The sequence below is a fragment of the Ruminococcus flavefaciens MA2007 genome, from assembly GCF_000621845.1.
Lineage (GTDB): Bacteria > Bacillota > Clostridia > Oscillospirales > Ruminococcaceae > Ruminococcus > Ruminococcus flavefaciens_E.
The window spans coordinates 1-20,200 of sequence record NZ_JHXF01000016.1; the positions used below are offsets into that span (position 1 = coordinate 1).

At 41.9% G+C, this 20,200-nt stretch carries 17 protein-coding genes; 9 read left to right on the forward strand and 8 right to left on the reverse strand.

The features are described 5' to 3' along the window. Nucleotides 1-70 precede the first annotated feature (70 nt). Nucleotides 71-256: a hypothetical protein gene (locus T497_RS0108745; protein WP_028515283.1), complete on the forward strand. Its 186-nt coding sequence runs from the start codon at nt 71-73 to the stop codon at nt 254-256. Between the two features lie 395 nt (nt 257-651). Here the strand turns inward: T497_RS0108745 and T497_RS0108750 are convergent, their stop codons facing one another. Continuing rightward, nucleotides 652-1,959: an EAL domain-containing protein gene (locus tag T497_RS0108750; protein ID WP_196243032.1), complete on the reverse strand. Its 1,308-nt coding sequence runs from the start codon at nt 1,957-1,959 to the stop codon at nt 652-654. 1,336 nt (nt 1,960-3,295) lie between these two features. Between T497_RS0108750 and T497_RS0108755 the strand changes: the two genes are divergently transcribed. After that, a complete protein-coding gene (locus T497_RS0108755) occupies nt 3,296-3,850 on the forward strand; it encodes an RNA polymerase sigma factor (RefSeq protein WP_028515285.1) in 555 nt (184 codons plus the stop codon). Then, nucleotides 3,837-6,233, forward strand: coding sequence for a hypothetical protein (locus tag T497_RS18820; RefSeq protein ID WP_028515286.1), 2,397 nt, complete (start codon nt 3,837-3,839; stop codon nt 6,231-6,233). Before T497_RS0108755 ends, T497_RS18820 begins: the two co-directional genes overlap by 14 nt. A gap of 578 nt (nt 6,234-6,811) precedes the next feature. On the opposite strand, the gene T497_RS0108770 is transcribed toward T497_RS18820, so the two are convergent. Both T497_RS0108770 and T497_RS16370 read right to left on the reverse strand, forming a co-directional pair. Next, complete coding sequence (locus tag T497_RS0108770; RefSeq protein WP_028515288.1) at nt 6,812-7,060, reverse strand: hypothetical protein; 249 nt, start codon at nt 7,058-7,060, stop codon at nt 6,812-6,814. A 288-nt stretch (nt 7,061-7,348) separates the two neighbouring features. Beyond that, a complete protein-coding gene (locus T497_RS16370) occupies nt 7,349-10,885 on the reverse strand; it encodes a CotH kinase family protein (protein WP_051530597.1) in 3,537 nt (1,178 codons plus the stop codon). 991 nt (nt 10,886-11,876) lie between these two features. Between T497_RS16370 and T497_RS0108790 the strand changes: the two genes are divergently transcribed. The 4 genes from T497_RS0108790 (at nt 11,877) to trxA (ending at nt 15,079) form a co-directional block, all read left to right on the forward strand. Further along, complete coding sequence (locus tag T497_RS0108790; protein ID WP_028515289.1) at nt 11,877-13,448, forward strand: recombinase family protein; 1,572 nt, start codon at nt 11,877-11,879, stop codon at nt 13,446-13,448. A 396-nt stretch (nt 13,449-13,844) separates the two neighbouring features. Next, nucleotides 13,845-14,045: a 4Fe-4S binding protein gene (locus tag T497_RS0108795; protein ID WP_028515290.1), complete on the forward strand. Its 201-nt coding sequence runs from the start codon at nt 13,845-13,847 to the stop codon at nt 14,043-14,045. Next, on the forward strand, nt 14,035-14,634 hold the full coding sequence (locus tag T497_RS0108800; RefSeq protein ID WP_028515291.1) for a 4Fe-4S binding protein: 600 nt from the start codon (nt 14,035-14,037) through the stop codon (nt 14,632-14,634). Before T497_RS0108795 ends, T497_RS0108800 begins: the two co-directional genes overlap by 11 nt. Before the next feature lie 136 nt (nt 14,635-14,770). Continuing rightward, complete coding sequence (gene trxA, locus T497_RS0108805) at nt 14,771-15,079, forward strand: thioredoxin (RefSeq protein WP_028515292.1); 309 nt, start codon at nt 14,771-14,773, stop codon at nt 15,077-15,079. Here trxA and T497_RS0108810 read toward each other — a convergent pair. Next, on the reverse strand, nt 15,068-15,730 hold the full coding sequence (locus T497_RS0108810) for a Crp/Fnr family transcriptional regulator (RefSeq protein WP_028515293.1): 663 nt from the start codon (nt 15,728-15,730) through the stop codon (nt 15,068-15,070). The two genes, trxA and T497_RS0108810, sit on opposite strands and share 12 nt — an antisense overlap. A 25-nt stretch (nt 15,731-15,755) precedes the next feature. Here T497_RS0108810 and T497_RS0108815 point away from each other — a divergent pair, with 25 nt between their 5' ends. Together T497_RS0108815 and T497_RS18930 are read left to right on the forward strand one after the other, a co-directional pair. Continuing rightward, nucleotides 15,756-17,426 (forward strand): FAD-dependent oxidoreductase, encoded by a 1,671-nt coding sequence (locus tag T497_RS0108815; protein WP_028515294.1) that lies wholly within the window; start codon nt 15,756-15,758, stop codon nt 17,424-17,426. Nucleotides 17,427-17,655: 229 nt separating this feature from the next. Next, on the forward strand, nt 17,656-18,039 hold the full coding sequence (locus tag T497_RS18930) for a methylated-DNA--[protein]-cysteine S-methyltransferase (protein ID WP_051530598.1): 384 nt from the start codon (nt 17,656-17,658) through the stop codon (nt 18,037-18,039). 105 nt (nt 18,040-18,144) lie between these two features. On the opposite strand, the gene T497_RS0108825 is transcribed toward T497_RS18930, so the two are convergent. Genes T497_RS0108825 through T497_RS0108840 form a run of 4 tightly spaced genes read right to left on the reverse strand, consistent with a single transcriptional unit; the run spans nt 18,145 to nt 20,127 of the window. Next, nucleotides 18,145-18,618 (reverse strand): GNAT family N-acetyltransferase, encoded by a 474-nt coding sequence (locus tag T497_RS0108825; RefSeq protein WP_028515295.1) that lies wholly within the window; start codon nt 18,616-18,618, stop codon nt 18,145-18,147. Between the two features lie 9 nt (nt 18,619-18,627). Further along, nucleotides 18,628-19,317, reverse strand: coding sequence for a M24 family metallopeptidase (locus T497_RS0108830; protein WP_028515296.1), 690 nt, complete (start codon nt 19,315-19,317; stop codon nt 18,628-18,630). Between the two features lie 15 nt (nt 19,318-19,332). Continuing rightward, a complete protein-coding gene (locus T497_RS0108835) occupies nt 19,333-19,872 on the reverse strand; it encodes a flavodoxin family protein (RefSeq protein WP_028515297.1) in 540 nt (179 codons plus the stop codon). A gap of 27 nt (nt 19,873-19,899) precedes the next feature. Beyond that, on the reverse strand, nt 19,900-20,127 hold the full coding sequence (locus T497_RS0108840; protein ID WP_028515298.1) for a hypothetical protein: 228 nt from the start codon (nt 20,125-20,127) through the stop codon (nt 19,900-19,902). Between the last annotated feature and the right edge of the window lie 73 nt (nt 20,128-20,200).

Consider the following 20,200-nt stretch of genomic DNA (forward strand, 5'->3'; position numbering starts at 1 on the left):
AGTTTTTGCATATATTCTCAGAATTTCTCATATAATTCACTGACCAAATATCGAAAAAAGGAGAAAAGATATGAGAAAAACACACAGAAAGATAGCCAGCGGAGCACTTTTGTGCGGCTGTGCGCTGTTCACGCTGTACGGAGCTTCGCGTATTGCAGAAAGAGCCGAAAATGGTGCTCTGCCGACAGCATTGACAGACCTTGACAACGAGAAGCCGATAATCGTCCTTGACGCAGGGCATGGCGAATCAACTTAAACATAGTTCATTATGAGCGGAAAGTTATCAGATTGAATGAGATATACTTTTATGGTTCATTTTATATGATGAGAGGGGACAGATTACTCTCTATCCGCTCTTTCAAAGAAGCTTTTGGGAGACAGTTTCAAATGAAGATTTGCAGTCTTGTGTGCGCAAAACAGGTGAAATGTACACGACTAAGAGGCATTATATCGATATGAAAGAATCAGCTCCCGTAAGGGAGCTGATGTTCTTAGTTTGTCCGATATGTGCACGATCTAACGTGTGAAAGTCCCGAACACGCCCAGATATTATGATGGGACCTATACGCGCATTTTGGGGGATGAGGATTATTTTTATATGTCGTTTCTATTTGAATTATCAGACATCTGGTATTAGAATCCCTTGGTTAATCATCCTGCAAATCTTTTACAGTAGGCAATAAAATCAATGTCAGAGAGCGGCTTTGAGAAGTAGTAGCCTTGGATCAGATTACCGCCGAAGGAAGTGATAATATCCAGCTGCTCCTTAGTCTCAACTCCCTCCTGAAGTACTTGCAGCTTGATGGATTTGAGCTGATTGACCGTGATCATCAGAAAATCCATGCCGGCCTTGTCTGTTGCTTTCCAAAGCAGGGACTTGTCTATTTTCACAGTCTTGTAGTTATTGGACATAAGATTAGCTAAATTAGAATAACCCGTACCGTAATCATCCATGGAAAATGTAAAGCCATAATCTTTCAGCTGTTTCAGTGTATCATTAAATATACTATTGCGGAATACGTCCACTGTTTCTGTCAGCTCCAGATTGATGAAAGAGACGGGAACATTATATTTATGGAGTAATCTGGCGAATTTCTGTACAATATTTGCGTCGCCGAGCTGATATGGAGAAACATTCAGTTCAATCCACTTGATGCCATACTGTTCAGGGTGATAGTTTGCATAGAACTCACAGACCTTTTCAAGTACGATCTCACCAAGATTTGAGATAAGACCATATTCTTCTGCTGCGCTGATAAACTCATCGGGAGGGATAAATCCGAGCTCGGTATCATCCATTCTGACAAGTGCCTCAGCAGAAACAAACGACTGTGAATCTACTGACCAAATCGGCTGATAGTACACAATGAACGACCTGTTTTCACAGGCACGGCGTACAGCATTGAGCATTCTTGTGCGCTTGCGGATAATATTCACATCTTCGTTATTTCGCAGGATCATATTTGAATCGGTAAAGTTCAGATCTCTGCCTCTGTGAAAAGCAGAATCAAGCGTCACATTATCTGTATCTTCAGGGAGATGAATCACAGTTACAAGCGCATTGAAGTAGATTTTCTTGTTTTCAACCGTCCAGCTCTGATTAAACATTGCTTCCAGTGCTATAAGATAATCATTTTCGGCAATACTATAGTTTTTTATTTTGTTCCTTTCTAACATGATCGCATATTTTTCCGTAGTATAGGCATAAACATTGTTGTGCCCAACCAGTTTTGAGATCTTTTCACAGACGGTGCGGAATGCGACAGTCTTTTCTTCGGAAGAAAGGGTGCTGAGAAGCTGTTCTGTATTTACAAGTGAAACAGCGATAAGCGTCATTTGGCTTTTCATATCGCAGGCTGTTTTGTAAAATTCAAGGAATACTTTACGTTTGTATACATTCAGTTCGGTATCCACTTCCAGACTGGCATTTTCAAATACTATCGCCATCAACGAAAGCATAACTGCTTCCGTAAAAAGCTGTATCTGCAACTGGCGGAACAGTATCTGTACAACAATACCCGTGATAACGAACGCCAGTCCTGAGAATAGATAGAGGATTTTTTGCTTTTGTATGAACGTAGCATTTCTGAGCAGTACAAAGATCGTATGTCCGAGATAAAACATTACAAGTGTATGTAAAATAAGGAATGAATTATTTCGGATATAATTGCAGTCGGTATCATAGTAGAAAAGGAAATGAAAGAAAAAGTTGACTAATATCAGGCAAAATGCAATTACTGCGGGAATGCTGTACATAAGAAAAAAATTTTTTCGACGGTTTATGAGATGTCCGCTTAAACATTGGACATATAATCCGAATACATACATTGTTAGTACATTGACAAGAAAGTATAAGCTGATTGAGATATTCGCTGCCAGATTGATTTTTGATTTAGCAAAATAACCTGCTAAAATATTGCTGAGACTTCCGGAAAAGACACAGACACAGAGAGCTGCATACAGTGTGTGCTTGAAGTGATGTATGCGTTTGGACATTATGAAGTAAAATATACAGCATATGCAAAGCATAACAGCAGCAATATCGTAGGAATTATTATAGATCGTGCTCGTCATATTTATCCTCCCCCTTTGATAATATGTGATGCTGAATGGCAATAAGCTTTTTAACAATATTTACCAAATATATATGCATGAGCAAGAAACAATCTATTCATTTTTATTATATAAGATAAGTAAGGATTATTCAATAGATAAAATGTTAAGTTTTGAATGTGTTTAGTAAGTTTAAAGCTCTGGATTATTATATAAATAAGGCATTTAATTATTTGAGGAGTGGAGAGAGTTAATATTTTAGTAATTGAAAGAGAACATCTATAAACGCCCCCAAACACTGTATTATAAATATTCGAATTTTTCGCTGTCCGCTTTTTTTTAAAATTCTGTATTTCGAGTAAAACACCGAAATACAGAATTTTCTGTTACCTACATAAAACATATTCAAATGAAATTTTGTAGTTACGTGTTCACAAAAAACAGGTGAAATGCGGGAAGGAGCTCATATATAGCAAGCACTCCGCTTATAACAATGACTCTGGGAAAACTTGCAATGCTCTTCCCGTTATCCTGACCTGTATAATATCTGTCATTCATCAAATAGCATTGAATCACTGAAACTGATATGATATAATATGTACAACCGAAAGAAAGGTAAAGCAGATGAAAAACAGACATTAAATATAACTTTTCAAAAAAATTTTTTAATGGGTGCGACATTCATGATGTTCCGTACGTCTAATTATCAAAGGAAATATTTCCTGTCGAAAGGAGAATAACAATGAGTGACGGTTCAGGTAGCTACAGCCGTTTTCTCTCAGGTGACAGGGACGCAATTGATGAAGTAATAAAAGACTATAAAGATGGTCTTATATATTACATCTACAGTATTATCGGAGATATGGAGCTGTCCGAGGAAGCCGCGATCGATGTGTTCATAAAGCTTTATGTAGATAAACCTGTTTTCAACGGAAATTCCGCATTCAAGACATGGTTATATACTATAGGAAGGAATAAAGCCTTTGACATCCGGCGGAAACGCTCAAGGATACGGGAAATATCTCTCGATGGCGCTTATTCCGTCCCGACCGGGGAAAATATCGAACAGAATTACTTGCAGCAGGAGAAATGCTCAATGCTGAGACTTGCTGTGAGCAAGCTGAAGCCAGAATACAGCCAGATTCTTTGTCTTATCTACTTCGAGAATTTCGATAATACCGAAGCAGGCAAGATAATGAAAAAAAGCAGCAAGCAGATACGCGATCTGCTTTACAGAGCGAAAAATGCTCTGAAAAGAGAACTCGAAAAGGAGGATGCTGAATATGATGGACTATAAGGAAATGGCCGCTATCGTCAAGGAAAGAGGCGATGCTATTATCGCTGAAAAAGCTGAACATACACGCCGTATCCGAAAAGTATCAGTCGCTGTTTCAGGTATTGCAGCATCAGCCGCAGCCGCATTCTGTATCTGGCATCTCAAGGATTCAGCCAAATTCATCGACACGCCCCCTGATAACAGTAACATCATCGAAGATATTACAGAACCTGTTACTTCTCCGCCTGACGAAAAGGAGGCTGCTGTCTTATCAACGACAGCAAGCCGTTCATCCGCATCAGCTTCCGTAACGAAAGCAGGGGCAACAGCTGTTTCTTCAGCAGATGTATCATCATCAGAAACTGCAAGATCATCTGATAAAGCATCTGCGTCTTACACTGCCATTGACAGTATTATTACGTCAGCAGCCGTACAGACAGAGTTTGTTCCTGTGGAAACTGCAGAAACTGTTACAACATATGATCATGAACACCCATTAAACGAAGGGAGAATTATTATGAAACGATTTGCCGCACTTTCAACCGCCTTGCTCATGCTTCCGAATGTATCAGCTGCAAATGCTGCATCTGAAGAGCCGTTAAAGTATACACGTACAGACAAGTATCCTGATTATATCCAGAACTTGATAACCTGCATTGAAGATTATGATCTTGATATTGACATAAACGATGACGGTAAATTTGACATCTTTGACGCCTATGCAGTTGAACGCAATTATACTGACGACCTTCCTGAATATATCGTCAATAATATAAACACCTGCGAAGAAAAGATAAATGAATTCAAGCAGGCTACAGGCAAGAATGCAAGTATCTGTGATATTACGGAATACTTTGTACGTACTCAGCCGGTAAAGCTTGAATACTTCGACCCTAATTACTATATTGACAACTGTCCTGATACGTATGCTGAACCTGTTCCGCTTGAATATATCAGGCATGATGACGGCGATTTCGATATAATCGATTTCTACGATACAATGTTCTACAAAGAGTCGGACGGTAAGTTTGAAAGATTGAAATACCACTGCAGCGATTCTGAAAACAAGTTAATATCGCCTATACATCTTTTTATAGAGAATTATCTCAAATCCGCTATGTGCTATACCAATGCATCATATAATGTGATGGCTGAACTTATGGATAATGGCTTAGTTGATGCTGATATCGATTCAGACGGTGAGATCAATTTTGATGACATCATGATGTTGTATAACTTCCAGGACAAATTCTATGATGATTATTATGAGACCTGTTATGGTTACTGGGACGAAAATGATGAATATCACAGTCTGGAACCGGGTCAGATACATGAAAGAAAGAGAACATATGACGGCTTCCTTGAGGACTATGAAGAATATATTTCTTTCCTGAAGGAAATGCCAAATTATGATGAGAAAACCGACTATACTACCAATCATCCGCTTTCAGAGAGTGAATGGGAAAAGGCAACAAAATTCTATGATACCGCTTCTCAGTATTCGCTCCATTGCTTCGCTGATATCGATCAGACGCTGTTTATATATTATATAACCAACTATACGAATTTCAGCCATGAGATCTTTGACAGCAGTTATTATAACAGCGAGGAAAACCATTTCATCAGCTGGGATATATGGGGATATCTCTATAAATACAAGAATATTTACGAAACATACGGCGTAAACGCTGTCAGAAGCCCCGAAGACAAGCCTCTTGATCCGCGGTTCGCAAAATATGACATAGAAAAGATGTTCCCTGAGTATTATGACGCTGTCAAGAAAGGTGAGATCCCTGAGCCTGACATAAACAAGGACGGAAAGACCGACATTCAGGATTATGCATTTTTCAAGGATCTTTTTACTGAGATACCGGCGCCTGAAGATCCTTCATACTTTATCTATGCGAAAATAGATGCACCTCAGGAAGTACGTGACGCTTTCAATTACGATTACGACTTTAACAATAACGGTGTCAGCTGTGATATTGGAGAACTTGAGTGTATAGAGCTTTACATTGCAAAGGCTGTAGGAGCTTCGGATTATGATGATATACTCGATATGCTCGACAAGTATTATGCAGAAAATCCGTCCCTTGATCCTATTGCAATAATAAATGAAGAAATAAAAAACATGAATGATCCGCAGACAGAAGAAAAAATCAATGAGGAAGAAAATGAAATAATCAGCTACATGAGCTCCCTTGACCTGTTCAAAACCGTAACAGGTGATTCCAATATCGACGGAAACGTGGATATGTCCGATGTGTTATTAATAATGCAGTCTCTATCCAATCCTAATAAATACAAACTGACTCCGCAGGGAAGAAAAAATGCCGATCACGATGACAACGGCGTTACCAACGCAGATGCACTTGCTGTACAGATGGGACTTCTCGGTTTATAAAAACTTTTTAGTGTTCATATATTACAGCTGATCAGTGTAGACAAAGCAAAGATACTGACAAAAGAAGATATACTTGATAGAATCCTAAATGGTGAATTTTCAAGCTTTATTGAGCTGCATTCCGAGACAAGAGGCGACATTATTTATATCCCGGAACTGGAAATGAAAATCAAACCATATGTCTGGGAAGTCAAGGAAAGAATAGTAAACATCAGCTTTGATATGTACAGTGATGTATTGAAAACGCGCTTTTTTGAGTTTAGTACAGGTTTGGGCCTGCTTTTTCGGGCTTGCGCGGAATTGCAGTGTGATCCCTTTGCAGAATAATTTGTCCAACCGCAGGAGAAGTGTAGGAAAAATAAAGTTGAGAATAACTATATCTTTTGTTGGAGCATGAGCCATGATTTTTGTTTTTGTCGGTTATGCTGCATTTTGAATATGATGTGTCCGGAACAACAATGGGAATTTTGGCGAAATGACGTAAAATCAATGGGGCATAAGAGAGTGCTTACATATTCAATGCAGGTGGGAATATAACAAGGTTAATAATATAAAAGGACGGCTTTACGCCGTCCTTATTATTTATTAATTATTGTTTGCTCAACATCCAAGAATTTTTCTATAACGACCATTATCTCCTCAAGGCGCTTACCGCCGATACCTTTGATCTTGCTGAGTTCTGCCTCAAGAGCTGGAAGATCAATGTTTTTGCCTTGTTCTCCGAGAAGCTGATCTCCATATCGAAGAATGAACTTTGTAAGCTCCTCTCGGTTCATCTTCTTGATCTTTCGGTAAGTGTCCTGATCAATAATCTCCTGATTTCCCATATATGGCTCCTTTTTCATTTCTCTTATCACCAATTATATAAACAGAAAAGCTCCCCCGAGGGTAGCCTCCTCTATTACTTTTCATTAGAGAAATAATAAAATCCATCATTTCCGGATTGAATCATACTCTTCGATGGTGCTTTAATATCATATTGGTGAGTCTAATTCAATGTAGAAATCTTAAAAAGAATACCGTCTGTGTCAGCCGATAGACTGTCACAGACGGTAAATGCTCTGTTATTGTCCGTACTTGCGGTCGGAAAAGGGAAGAGAATGAAAGTGCCCTTGTCAGAATGAGTTTATCTCACCCATGATGAACTTCTTGAGTAACGTCAGATCGTCGCTGTTTATAGCGTCATCACCGTTGATATCCGCCGTTCCGAAGTTATCGGTGTCGCCGCTGAGGACTGCCTTTCTCATCTTGCAGAGATCGTAGATATCGATAACTCCGTCGCCGTTCAGGTCGCCGATGATGTAATTGTCAACTGGTTTGTCTGTTCTCCACCAGTTCAAGTTGAAGAGATAGCCCTCACCACCGATGAATACGAAATAAATATCATGTATGCCATAGAATTCGCTGATAGCGCAGGTCTGGGTGTTCCATGTCTGCCAGCCGTTTGAGGATTTGATATTCATTTTTCCAATGAGCTGACCGTCGGGAGTGTCCATATGAATCTCGATAGCAGCCTTTGCGCCGTTGGAACCAATACGGAAATCGATATTCTTGACGTCTGTAAGATCTATGTTCTTGAAACCAATATAGTCATTGTTTTCAGCATATGCAACATCAAGACCGCCTTCGGAGCAGTTTTCGGTTTCAATACCGGATTTGATATCATAAGATTCTGCCTGAATAACCTTGCAGAGTGGAACTATTCCTGATTTGTCTGAGGTGTTTGCGGGAGATGTGTTTGTATTTGATGGCACTTCTACTGTTTCCCATTCACAGATAAAGCCCATGTTATCAATATTGTTTGCCCAGCCTGTAAGCTCATTATCATCCCATTTTCCGTTATTCTTCATAATGATCATATAATGCTCAAGGCCTCTGTAATTGTCTGGCTTTCCGTCTCCCCAGCAGGTATAACTCAGTTTTTCGCCTGTTACCCAGTTGAACTTACCATTATCTCCGCGGCTTGCACCTAACCAATAAAAAGGCTTTGACGCGGAATCAGCCTTTATTGTGTTCAAGATCTCATTTTGTTCCTTCTCGGAGGTGATTACAGCAAGGTGACCGCCTATACTTTCACAGTAATTCTTTGCGTCTTCCCATGTGAGACCTTCATTGAACACCTGATATCTTACAGAGCTTGAACGAGTTGTCACAACAGGATTTGTCGTAGTTGTGGATGTTGTTTTAGTTGTAGTGGTAGTTTTAGTTGTTGTTCTGGTTGTAGTAGTTGTGACCACGGGTGCAGGTTCGTTGCTGTTTCTGTATACAGCTTCTACGGTAGCATTACCGTCAAGTCTTATCTTGATAGACTGGGAGGTAGTATCACCATCTGTGATAGTTGCATTAGTTATCTTCCAGTATGAGAAAAAACGACCTTCAACAGGAAGAGCCTTTATGTAAAGATCGTAATCAGGATGGTACTTGCCGTTCCAGTTGCTTATATTTCCGAGATCAAGAGAATTCAGCAGTATGCTTCCGCTATCCGCTGCATTCACAATATTAAGCTTGCGTGGTTCAGATGAAAGTCTCATAGCAGATCTTGTAGTACGTTCTGCAACTGATGGCCTCTGAGTATAGAATTCAGTAACAGTGTTCATATCGCTTTCAAAGCGCCTTTCAGCGTTAGAACCTGAAAGGCTTCCTGAATGGAAACGAGCAAACGTATCAGCTACCTGCTGCTTATATTTGTATCTGTAATTATTGATGACATCTTTTACTCTGTTGGGCTCAAAATCTGTATTTATAAGATCCATCATAGTTCTTGAAAACTTATGTCTGAAACGCTGATAATTAAGAAGGCTATTGAATACTCTTGCAAGCTGGCTGTTGCTTTCAAGGATACGTCTGAAGCAATCAGCGGAATATGATTTGTCCTCAGTGCCATAGAGCCCCTGTCCAGACTCGGTATCGAAGAGCATCATTCTCCATTTACCGTCTGAATATGGATTCGATTCATCGATAACTGTTGAGCGCCATGCACTGAAGTTATTCTGAGGCCAGTCTGCATTTGCCCAGTAGATCTGAGCAGCAAAATAGTCTATAAAGCTCTGAATGTCAACTTTTTCGCAGAATTCTTCATAAGAAATGTTTCCGCTTGCTGCTGCGTTGCATAAATTACGCCAATCGCCGAGGTCTTTGTCACTGCCTTCCTCGAGTCCGCCGTTCTTTATTATTGCAATATCGCTTTTCTTGACTCCGTAGTGATCGCTGAGGTAGCTTTTGCTTGTCTTTTCAAGTATCTGGTATATACCCCAGAATTCGCCGTCAAGCAATACTATGCATTCAGATGTTGCCTGATAGGCAAAGTTTCTGTCGGTTACAAGGTTCTGGTTTATGCTGTCGCGGAAGAATGCTCCGGTATTGTCATTTCCTCCGTTTCTGAGAACAATGCCGTCAAACTTCTTGATAGCTTTGCCGTTTTTAGCCTTGGTAGCCTTTCCTGAGAAGAAATCGTATTCAAATTCAGACTTTCCGTATTCCTCTCTGGTGTATACGTTGAAGCTCTTCTGTGCAAGAGATCTTGAGAAGGCACCCTTGATGCGGATACCAACATTCTGTTCTATGACCTTCTGACCATTCTCAAACATAGTAAAGCTTGCAGGACGCTCCCATTCCTTGCCCTTCATCGAGTAATTCGCACGGTATTCCCATGGGTTTCTTGCACCGTTGTATTTGTTATCGTCGTATACTTTTCCCAGGCAGTAGATTCCCTTATTGTAATCAAAGAGATTTGCGGGATCCGTTACCAGAGATACAACCTTCATGTTCTTATAGTAGCCGGAATTGGTCTTGCCTATAAGGTAGGTCTTTGTGACATATTCGCTTGCGCGTCCTTCGCTGTCCACCGCAACGGCTCTGATAACTGCCGCCTTGTCAATATTCCCGCGGGGAGCTTCTGCTCCGTTGGGCACTATATCTGTGCGGGCGCTAATACGGTTCTTGGAATCGGTCATATCCTTGATAGTTATAGGACCGGTGTATTTCGTAGAACCGAATACAGGATCACTGCCGTCTGTTGTATAGTAGATATCGCAGCCTTCATCGGCTGTGAGAGTAAGAGAGAAGCTGCTGTTGTAAAAGCCGCTTTCATGTGAAAAAACAGGTGTATGTACAGCTGCGCTTCCCTCAGGCGCAGTGTTCTTCTGTCCGGGGGTGCAGCTGAGCTTGTAGAACTGCCCGCTGCCGTCGGGATACTGTCCGTAGGAGGTATCCTCTGCAAGTGTATCGAATGTCAACGTCTGCACTGTACTGCCCGTTGGATCTGTAAGCACAATTGTCTCACCCGAAGCGGATAAACCGAAAGGGGCTATCCCGTTGTTGTTTGCCGCTGCGTCGCTGTCACAGAAGACGATGAGCCTTCCCTCTGCGGGGATATGTGTTCCGTCGGGGAATACATATTTGTATGGAGTTTTTGCCTTGTCGGTAAGTCCCCACCCCGAGATATCAGCTTCCGAGCTACTGCTGTTGTAGAGCTCCACCCAGTCATAGCAGTTCCCGTCTGCTGCATGGTAGGTTGAGTTCTTAGGGCATACCTCGTTCAGGGTAACCTGCCCGTTGGCGTCTGCGTTTGCAGGAAAATATGCAAAGGACTGCAAAAGCAGACCGAAGCTGAGTACCCCTGCGGCAGCACGCTTTCCTGATGTGTTTTTCATAATTTCCTCCGAATAATAGAAATAATATTTTGTGCTGTTGTCCTCCAAGTATTATTATGTTTCTTTTGTCCTGTGTGTAGTAAATCACTGTGCACAACTATAAAATTATATCACATAGTGTGTTTAATTTCAATAGGTTCATTTGATTTTTTTATACATAAATAAAAAGAAATGAAATAGCAAAACAACGCATTTGTGTTGATTAGTACCTGTTCTGAAATTGTAAATTTTTTGTGTATCCGTATAGTTGTATATATTACTGCAATTACAAAAAGTATAAAAGAAGCCTCCCGCGGTGATTGCGCCGCAGGAGGCCTGTGATCTTAATTTACTTTATAAAGCCGAGCTCCTTGAAGTCTGCATAGCCGGAGAAATCATAGGATCCCAAAAACTTTCCTATTCTTGTCACCCTGTCGTTCTCTTCGTTATATACTGACCAGTTCAGCAGAAAATCACTTTTTTCTATAGGATTTTCCTTGCCATAGCTGTGTATCACAACGTATTAGCAATATAATTTAACATCAAATCTAAAAGTTACATTCTCTGATTACAAAAAGGCTCCCTGTGTTTGTTACACTGGGAGCCTTTTTTATTTAACCTTTAACAAAACAGCGGCCAATTACTCTCGGCTTGCCGCTCTGCTATATTATCGGCTATATATCACATATAGGTTACAGTGTCTTCAAGTGCTTTTCTCTTTTCATGATTTGCAAGAGGTCCGGTTCCATCAGCAGCATGGCAGCCTGGACGATGGTATGGAGATAGTAACGCATCCAATGAGTCTTGAGTATCATATATAATGCTTATTCCGAATACAATTGAAAGGTAGGTGATAAAAATGAATGATAAAATACATACAAAAAACAGTTTCAAAACGGCTGATATCGAGCGTTTAAAAAAAGCGGTCACAGAGAAGATAGAGAAGCTCGTAAGCCGTCAGGTGAAGAGAACAAACTGAACCAAAAACTATTGAAAAAAGGAGGTGAGGTCAATGCCAAAGGTGGCTATATACTGCCGTTTATCCATAGAGGATAAAGATAAGTCAGATAACGATGCAAGTGCAAGTATACAGAACCAGAAAGCCATGCTTCGCGACTACTGTCACGAAAGAGACTGGGAGATATATGACATCTATGTTGATGATGGCTACAGCGGCATTGACCGCAGCCGTCCCGAATTCAACCGTATGTTACGAGATTGCGAGAAAGGCTATATTAATATTGTACTGTGCAAGGATCAGTCTCGCTTCTCCCGTGATACAGTGATTGTTGAAAAGTACATCAACGACAAGTTCCTTGAATGGGGCATACGCTTCATAGGAGTAGCCGACAATGCCGATACTGACAGCGAGAGCTACAGTACCATGAGGCTTTTTACCTCTGCATACAACGAAATGTATGTCAAGGATATCTCCGCGAAGATACGTCGGACTCTTGCCTATAAGCGTGAGCAGGGGCAGTTCATAGCCTCTTTTGCTCCATATGGTTATATGATTGATGCAGAGGACAAGCACCACCTCGTCATCGATGAGGAAACCGCGTCTGTTGTAAGGCAGATCTTCGATATGTACATAAGCGGAGCAGGCTACCGAGCGATAGTATTGAAGCTTAATTCCGATGGCATCGTCAGTCCCACGGAATATAAGCGGCTGAAAGGCTCAAAGTACGTCAATCTCAACGCTGATACCAGTAATTCCCGTGGGCTTTGGACGCAGTCCACTGTCGCAAGGATACTGGCAAATGAGATGTATACAGGCACTCTCGTTCAGGGCAAATCTCACCACATCAGTTACAAGAACAAGAAGCGCAAAAAGGTAGAGCAGGCAGACTGGATAAGGATACCCAATACCCATGAAGCTATAATTGACGCGGAAACATGGGCGCGGACACAGGCGCGGCTCCGATCCAATGGCAGAGTAGGGAAGCGCTCGCAGGAGCTTTCGCCGTTGTCAGGAAAGGTGAAATGTGCTGTCTGCGGCAGACCTATGAAGCGCAATGTCTACTACAACAAGGCTAAGACTATTAAGTACTACGGTCTGCAATGCGCAACCTACAAGACAGGAGCTATGAATTGTACAAATAAGAAAAGTATAAGCGGACTTGTCCTCGAAAAGAAGATACTTGACGAACTGAATAGTATCGTCGAGCAGTATTGTCAGGCGGATAAGATACAGTTAAGGGATATTTACAGCGAACAGCTCAAACAGCTTGAAGCTGACCTTGCATGGCTGAATGAACGTCATAGCTCCGCAGAAAAACGTCTTCTGGCTATGTATAAGGACAAGCTTGACGGAGTTATCTCCGATGAGGATTATGCCTTGTTCCGTCAGAGACTAAGTGATGAGGAGCAGGAGCTGTCAGCGAGGATAGCTGATACTTCAAAGCATATAAATGAATGCCGTGAACGTATCAGGAATACCGAGGGACAGAGGTCTATAATAGAAAAGTATACCCATTTTGACAAGCTTGACCGTAATATCGCCGACGAATTCATTGACTATGTCGAGATAGGGGAGAGCGGCGAGAACGGCGAGCGCGAGATACATATTCACTGGAAATTATAACGGTATGCTGTTATGCGGCATACCGTTATTTTTTATGAAATATATATCAGGTAGTGCTACCATGAAGGAAGTACTCTAAAACTAATGCCATAGAGTTTTTAGCTCTATGGTTTTGGACTCTTGACAAATAAAAAATACGTGATATAATATATGTACAAACGGCTATTTTAAGCCATGAATACGACTCGGTTTAAGTTGATTCGCCACATGGCGGATCAACTTAAACATAGTTCAAATAATACAATTAAGCTCCGGCCATATGGCCGGAGCTTTTGCATATTGCTTTTAAAACGTTTTGGAGCAATTCATAAACTTGTTCGAATATTTACCTCTAATGTGACTTTGTCACAGACCAAAAACCACAAAGAGTATATAATATACTCAGGAGGCGATGACATGAAACGAAAAGCTGTAATTGATAAAAACCTGTGCGTGGCTTGCGGATGCTGTGTAAAGGTCTGTCCGAGAGAAGCTATAAGCGTTCCTCACGGCATAAGCGCAGTCATTGACGAAGCACTATGTGTAGGCTGCGGTAAATGTTCCAAGGAGTGTCCTGCGAGCATTATCACACTGGAGGAGAGAGAACATGAAAGCTAAGAAAAAATGGTACGATCACCTGTGGATATTCTCGATTACTTATCTTATCCTCGGTTTTGTGAATATTCTGTTTGCATGGCTTGGAATGATATGCTTCATTGTGCCCCTTGTTATATCAATAGGCTGGGGAAACAAAGCGTACTGCAACAAATTCTGCGGCCGGGGGCAGCTCTTCTCAATGCTGGGCGGACATTTCGGACTGTCGCGGAAAAAGGATATGCCGAAATGGATGAAGTCCAAATACTTCCGCTACGGATTTCTTGTATTCTTCTTTACCATGTTCTTCATAATGCTCTGGAATACCTATCTTGTATTCGCAGGTCAGCGTCCTCTCGGGCAGAAAATAAAGCTGCTGTGGACATTCAAAGTGCCGTGGCATTGGGCTTATCACGGAACAATTTTTTCTGACGGTGTGGCACAGTTCGCATTCGGATTTTATAGTATAATGCTCACATCTACTATACTCGGCTTTGTGACTATGATACTCTTCAAGCCACGTTCATGGTGTGTTTACTGCCCTATGGGAACAATGACTCAGCTCATATGCAAGGCTAAGAACGTGACAAAGTCACAGACCACCGCTGAATAATCGTATATAATGAATGAAAAAGCATTCATTATAATTGATTTAAAAGCCCTTGCAGATACGCAAATCAAAGATTTGCTCCCTGCATATCGGGTAATTATATAATAAAGATACAATAAAACAGAAAGGAAGTATTGATATGGCAGTTTTAAATGTTACAAAGGAAAATTTCGCAGAGGTAAGAGCAAGTGAAAAGCCTGTTCTTCTGGATTTTTACGCAGACTGGTGCGGCCCATGCAGAATGGTCTCTCCTCTTGTTGACGAGATAGCAGAGGAGAACAGCGAGTTTACAGTAGGCAAGGTCAATGTTGACGACCAGCCTGAGCTTGCCGCAGCATTCGGCGTTTCAAGCATACCAATGCTGGCAGTTATGAAAAACGGAGCAGTTACTGCTCATGCAGTAGGAGCTCGTCCGAAATCAGCTATTCTCGATATGTTAAAGGGTTAAGTCGCGCAGGCGCTTTTTGTCGAGTATCCTGATACCTTTGCGGGATACCTCAACTATACCCTCATTAGCGAAGTATTTTAGCATTCGTGACACCACTTCACGGGCAGAACCGATGTACTTTGCTATCTGCTCCTGTGTCAGCTGAATATTGTCCGAGCCGATACGCAGAGCTTCATCGTGGAGGAATATGGCAAGGCGTTTGTCAAGGCTCATGAACATTATCTGCTGCATTACCCACATAACGTCAGAAAAGCGTGAAACGGCTGTCTCAAGGGAGAATATCCTTATCCCGGGATTGCGTTCCGATACCTGCTTGAAAGCATGACCGCTGATGATACAGCATTCGCTGTCCTCCTCGGCGTCAATGGCGACTTCAAAGGTTATGGACTGTAAAACGCATGAAGCCGACAGCATACACATATCGCCCTTATGCAGGCGATAAAGAGTTACGTCTTTGCCGTCCTCTGACATGATATACACACGGAGACTTCCGCTGCGGACGAATATCACTCCCGAGCATTCGCTGCCGTTGTGGAGATTAGTTCCTTTTTCGTATTGGTGTACCGCAGAATTATCACAGATATACTTGCGGTCATCAGCTGATATTTTGTCCCAGAACGGGAATAATTCACTATAGATCTCTTCAAACATAACTTTTCCTTTCGGAGGTAGAAAAATGAAAACTATTATCGTAGGCGGCGTTGCAGGCGGAGCTTCCGCAGCCGCAAGACTGAGACGTTTAAATGAAAATGATGAGATAATCATTCTTGAGCGCGGAGACTATATCTCCTTTGCCAACTGTGGCATGCCGTATTTTATCGGTGGGGAGATAACTGACAAGAATATGCTGACATTGCAGACTCCCGAAAGCTTCCGCAAGCGCTTCAATATTGATGTGCGTGTAAAGAGCGAAGCTGTGAAAATATCTCCCGAAGCTCATACAGTTACCGTGCGTAATGCCGATACAGGTGAAGAATACGAGGAGACTTTCGACAAGCTCATACTCTCCCCGGGAGCTGAGCCCATTCGTCCGAATATCAGCGGTATTGAACTGCCTCATGTATTCACTTTGCGAAATATTCCCGATACCATGAAGATAAAGAGCTTCATCGACAGCAGCAAACCAAAGAAAGCTGTAGTTGTGGGCGGCGGATATATCGGCGTAGAAATGGCGGAAAACCTTGCAAACGCAGGTCTTGATGTATCAATAGTCGAGCTTGCCGACCATCTTATCGCGCCTCTTGACGCAGATATGGCGGCAGACGTTCACCGCTATATCATAAGCAAAGGTATAAGCCTTTATCTGAATAACGGAGTTGCGGAGATAACTGATAAAAAAGTCATTCTGCAAAATGGCAGTATCGAAGCCGATATGGTCATAGTGTCCGTGGGAGTTCGTCCCGAGACTTCTCTTGCAAAGGAGTGTGGTATCGCACTTGATCCGCGTGGAAGTATCATAGTCAACAGTCATATGCAGACAAACTATCCCGATATTTATGCTGTAGGCGACGCTGTTGAAGTAAAAGACTTCGTAACGGGCAAACCTGCGTTCATACCGCTGGCAGGGCCTGCAAACAAACAGGGGAGAATAGCAGCTGATAATATATCGGGACTCTCCTCTGAGTACAAAGGCACTCAGGGCTCGGCTGTGCTGAAGCTTTTCAATATGACAGTTGCTACAACAGGTCTGAATGAGAAGCGAGCTGCTGTCGAGGGTATCGACTATGACAAGACCTACACCTATTCAGCTTCTCATGCTTCATATTATCCCAATGCCACAAATATGTCAGTAAAGATTCTTTGGGACAAGAATACCAAGAAGCTTCTTGGCGCTCAGATAGTTGGCTTTGACGGCGTGGACAAGCGTATGGACGTTCTTGCGGCAGCAATACGCTTCGGAGCAGAAGTCACTGACCTGAAAGAGCTTGAACTCTGCTATGCTCCGCCTTTCGGAAGTGCAAAGGATCCCGTGAATATGGCTGGATATGTTGCCGAAAACGTCATTAACGGTACTGTAAAACAGTTCTTCTGGCACGACATTGAGAAGCTCCCTCGTGACGGAAGCGTTACTCTTCTTGATGTGCGTACAAAGACGGAAACTGCTCGGGGAATGATAGACGGCTTTATCAATATCCCTCTTGATACTCTCCGCGACAATCTTGACAAGCTGCCAAAGGACAAGCCCGTATACGTTCATTGCCACAGTGGACTGCGCAGCTATATAGCCTGCCGAATACTCAGCGGCAATAGTTATGACTGCTATAATCTTGCAGGTGGCTGGAGGCTGTATGAATCCGTTATCAACGACCGTACAGTTCCAGAGTATATATGTACTGAATGCAAGTAGTTTTCAATAAGTGCCTCCTGTGGGAGGCACTTATTAATGTAAGCTCATAAACTTGAGATTTGTATTACTTATGCAATGCATGACTTTTTCATGTAACACACTCCATTTTTCTAATCAAAAAGAATTATAGCAGAGATGATGAAATATGTCAATATTTACACCACGTCAATACTTGACATAAGTCAATAAAAATGATATACTTGACTTATGTCGGAAAGGAGATGCTAATATGCCAAGACCACAGAAGTCCCGTAGGATATGCTGTTATCCTGATTACTGGAGCTTTGCTCCCGATCAGGACAAGGCAAATGATACTATCGTTATGTCCCTTGACGAGTTCGAGACCATACGTCTTATCGATTACCATTCAAAGACGCAGGAGCAGTGTGCTGCTGAAATGAACGTGGCAAGAACTACAGTCACGGCGATATATGACACCGCAAGGAAAAAGCTTGCACAGGCTCTGGTGGTCGGCGGTGCAGTTGGACATAATCCTATCTCGATAATTGTTCCCTGTCACAGAGTAGTCGGATCGGACGGAAGCCTGACAGGTTACGCAGGCGGACTGGATAAAAAGAAAGCATTGCTTAAACTTGAGAAATACAGCATATAATACAAAGGCAGCCGTATGGCTGCCTTCTTACCTATTCCGGATTTTGTATGCTCCACGTTCTTCGGGACCACTTACAAACGCTGACATATAATCGGCATTTGAGCATTACCCGTAAATTACGTTTTTCTCTATCCCATATTTTTCCATGTACACAAATTCAAGCTCATCGTTCACGGCTTTCCGAGCAAATATCGTGTAGCCCAGCTTCTGATACAGGCGGATATTATCAATGCTCCTTGTGCTTGTGAATAGTTCATATCGCATATCGGAATAGCATTTCTCTATCTCAGACAGAAGCATTGTCCCGTAGCCTTTGTGGCGGTGGTCAGGGTGTACCATGAGTTTGCCAATGTAAACAGTTCCGTCACGCTCTTGCGCCCGCACTGAGCCGATAATAGCATTATTATCATCTACCATCTTCAGTATAGTGCCGCTGCTCCATTCCTCAACAACTTCATCGATAGTCTGCTTCAGTGGAGGAATGTCTCTGCTTCCGAACAGGTCAGCCTCGCTCTGATACGCAAGATATTGAAGCTGTAATATTTCTTGCAAGTCGTTTCTGTTTGCTTTGAGTATCATATTAGTCTCCTATAGTTCTATCAGCTTACCCGAATTGAAGTAATAGATGTTCTCCTTCTTGTATCCGTATTTCGAGTTTGGAACGCTTATATGCGGCTCAAATGTAAAATAGTCCACTGATGAAAGAAGAGCTTTGTTGCCTTTCTCAGTGTATATACGATTATTCTTATCCTTTACGATAGAATGTCCGAGGTTGCCGAGAAAATCAAGATTTATAAAACCACGGTCTGTGATATGCTTATTGATATGGTAATAGAGCTCCTCAAATGTAGTTTGCGGTGTCGCAAAGGCTATGAGCTCTTTGTGCAGCTCTTCCTCCATAAGCAGACCTGCACGCCATTCATCATTGCGGATATTGTTTATATCATCAACTACTCTTCCGTCTTCGATTATTAAAGTACGGGCATAGTCGCCCCAGATGTTATTATTTTGAGGGCTGAGATCGATAGTTATGATATCATCAGAAGCAATTTTTCTGTCAGATGTAATGTATTCTCTGCCAGAAACAGAAACCGTTGTTTCATCTCCTGCAAATACAAAAGCTCCTATGTCCCAATACCAGAACGAATCAGCTCCTAATTCGAGCATTTTATCTTCGCAAAGTTGTCTGATATCCGTGAGTTTCATTCCTGCGGTTATCTTAGTTTTTATGAATTCTATTGTATCTTTTGCTATTTTCTGTACTTCTGCGTATTTCATTTTTCTACTCCAATTTTAATACATCGAATCGCCCAATTCATACGCTTCTTTCAAAGCAGGATTGTTTTCAATGTCGCCGATGTCCTTGACTCCTCGTACAAGCACTGTGCCGATACTTTCGAGCTTGAAGAAGTCCAGCACCATTTGATATTGCATGATTACCGGGTCAAACAGATTCGGAAGTTCTGCTGCTCCCACAAGGAGCAGTCCGAGTTTCTTGATGTGGAATGTATTCCGCATGGGAGTGTGAAGCCTGTCCACGATAGCTTTCAGCTGTGCGCTGATACCGTAAAAATACACAGGCGACGCGATAACAACAATGTCCGCATTTTTCAGCTTTTCGTATATCTGTAACATATCATCATTCTGGAAACATTTGTTACCTTCGCGTGTAAAACAGCTGTTACAACCTATGCACGGATTCACATCGTAGTCTGCGACGGATATAATCTCTACATTGTTATTCTTTTCCGCACCCTCGGCAAAGCTCTGTACCAGACGAGATGTATTGCCGTTTTTTCTCATACTCCCAACTAATATTACGATGTTGCTCATTTCAGTGTCCTCTTATTTCAAAACATATTATACATCTAAGAATTTCTCAATAACAGTCATTATCTCATCAAGGCGCTTACCGCCGATACCTTTGATTTTACTAAGTTCTGCCTCAAGAGCCGGAAGATCAATTGTTTTGCCCTGTTCTCCGAGTAACTGATCCCCGTACTGGAGAATGAATATTGTTAACTTCTGGCGGTTCATTTTCTTGATCTTTCGGTAAGTGTCCCTATCAACGATCTCGTTCTGTACCATATATACTCCTTTTTCGTTTTATTATACCATATCACCGATACAATGTAAATACACATCATAAAAGCAATAAACG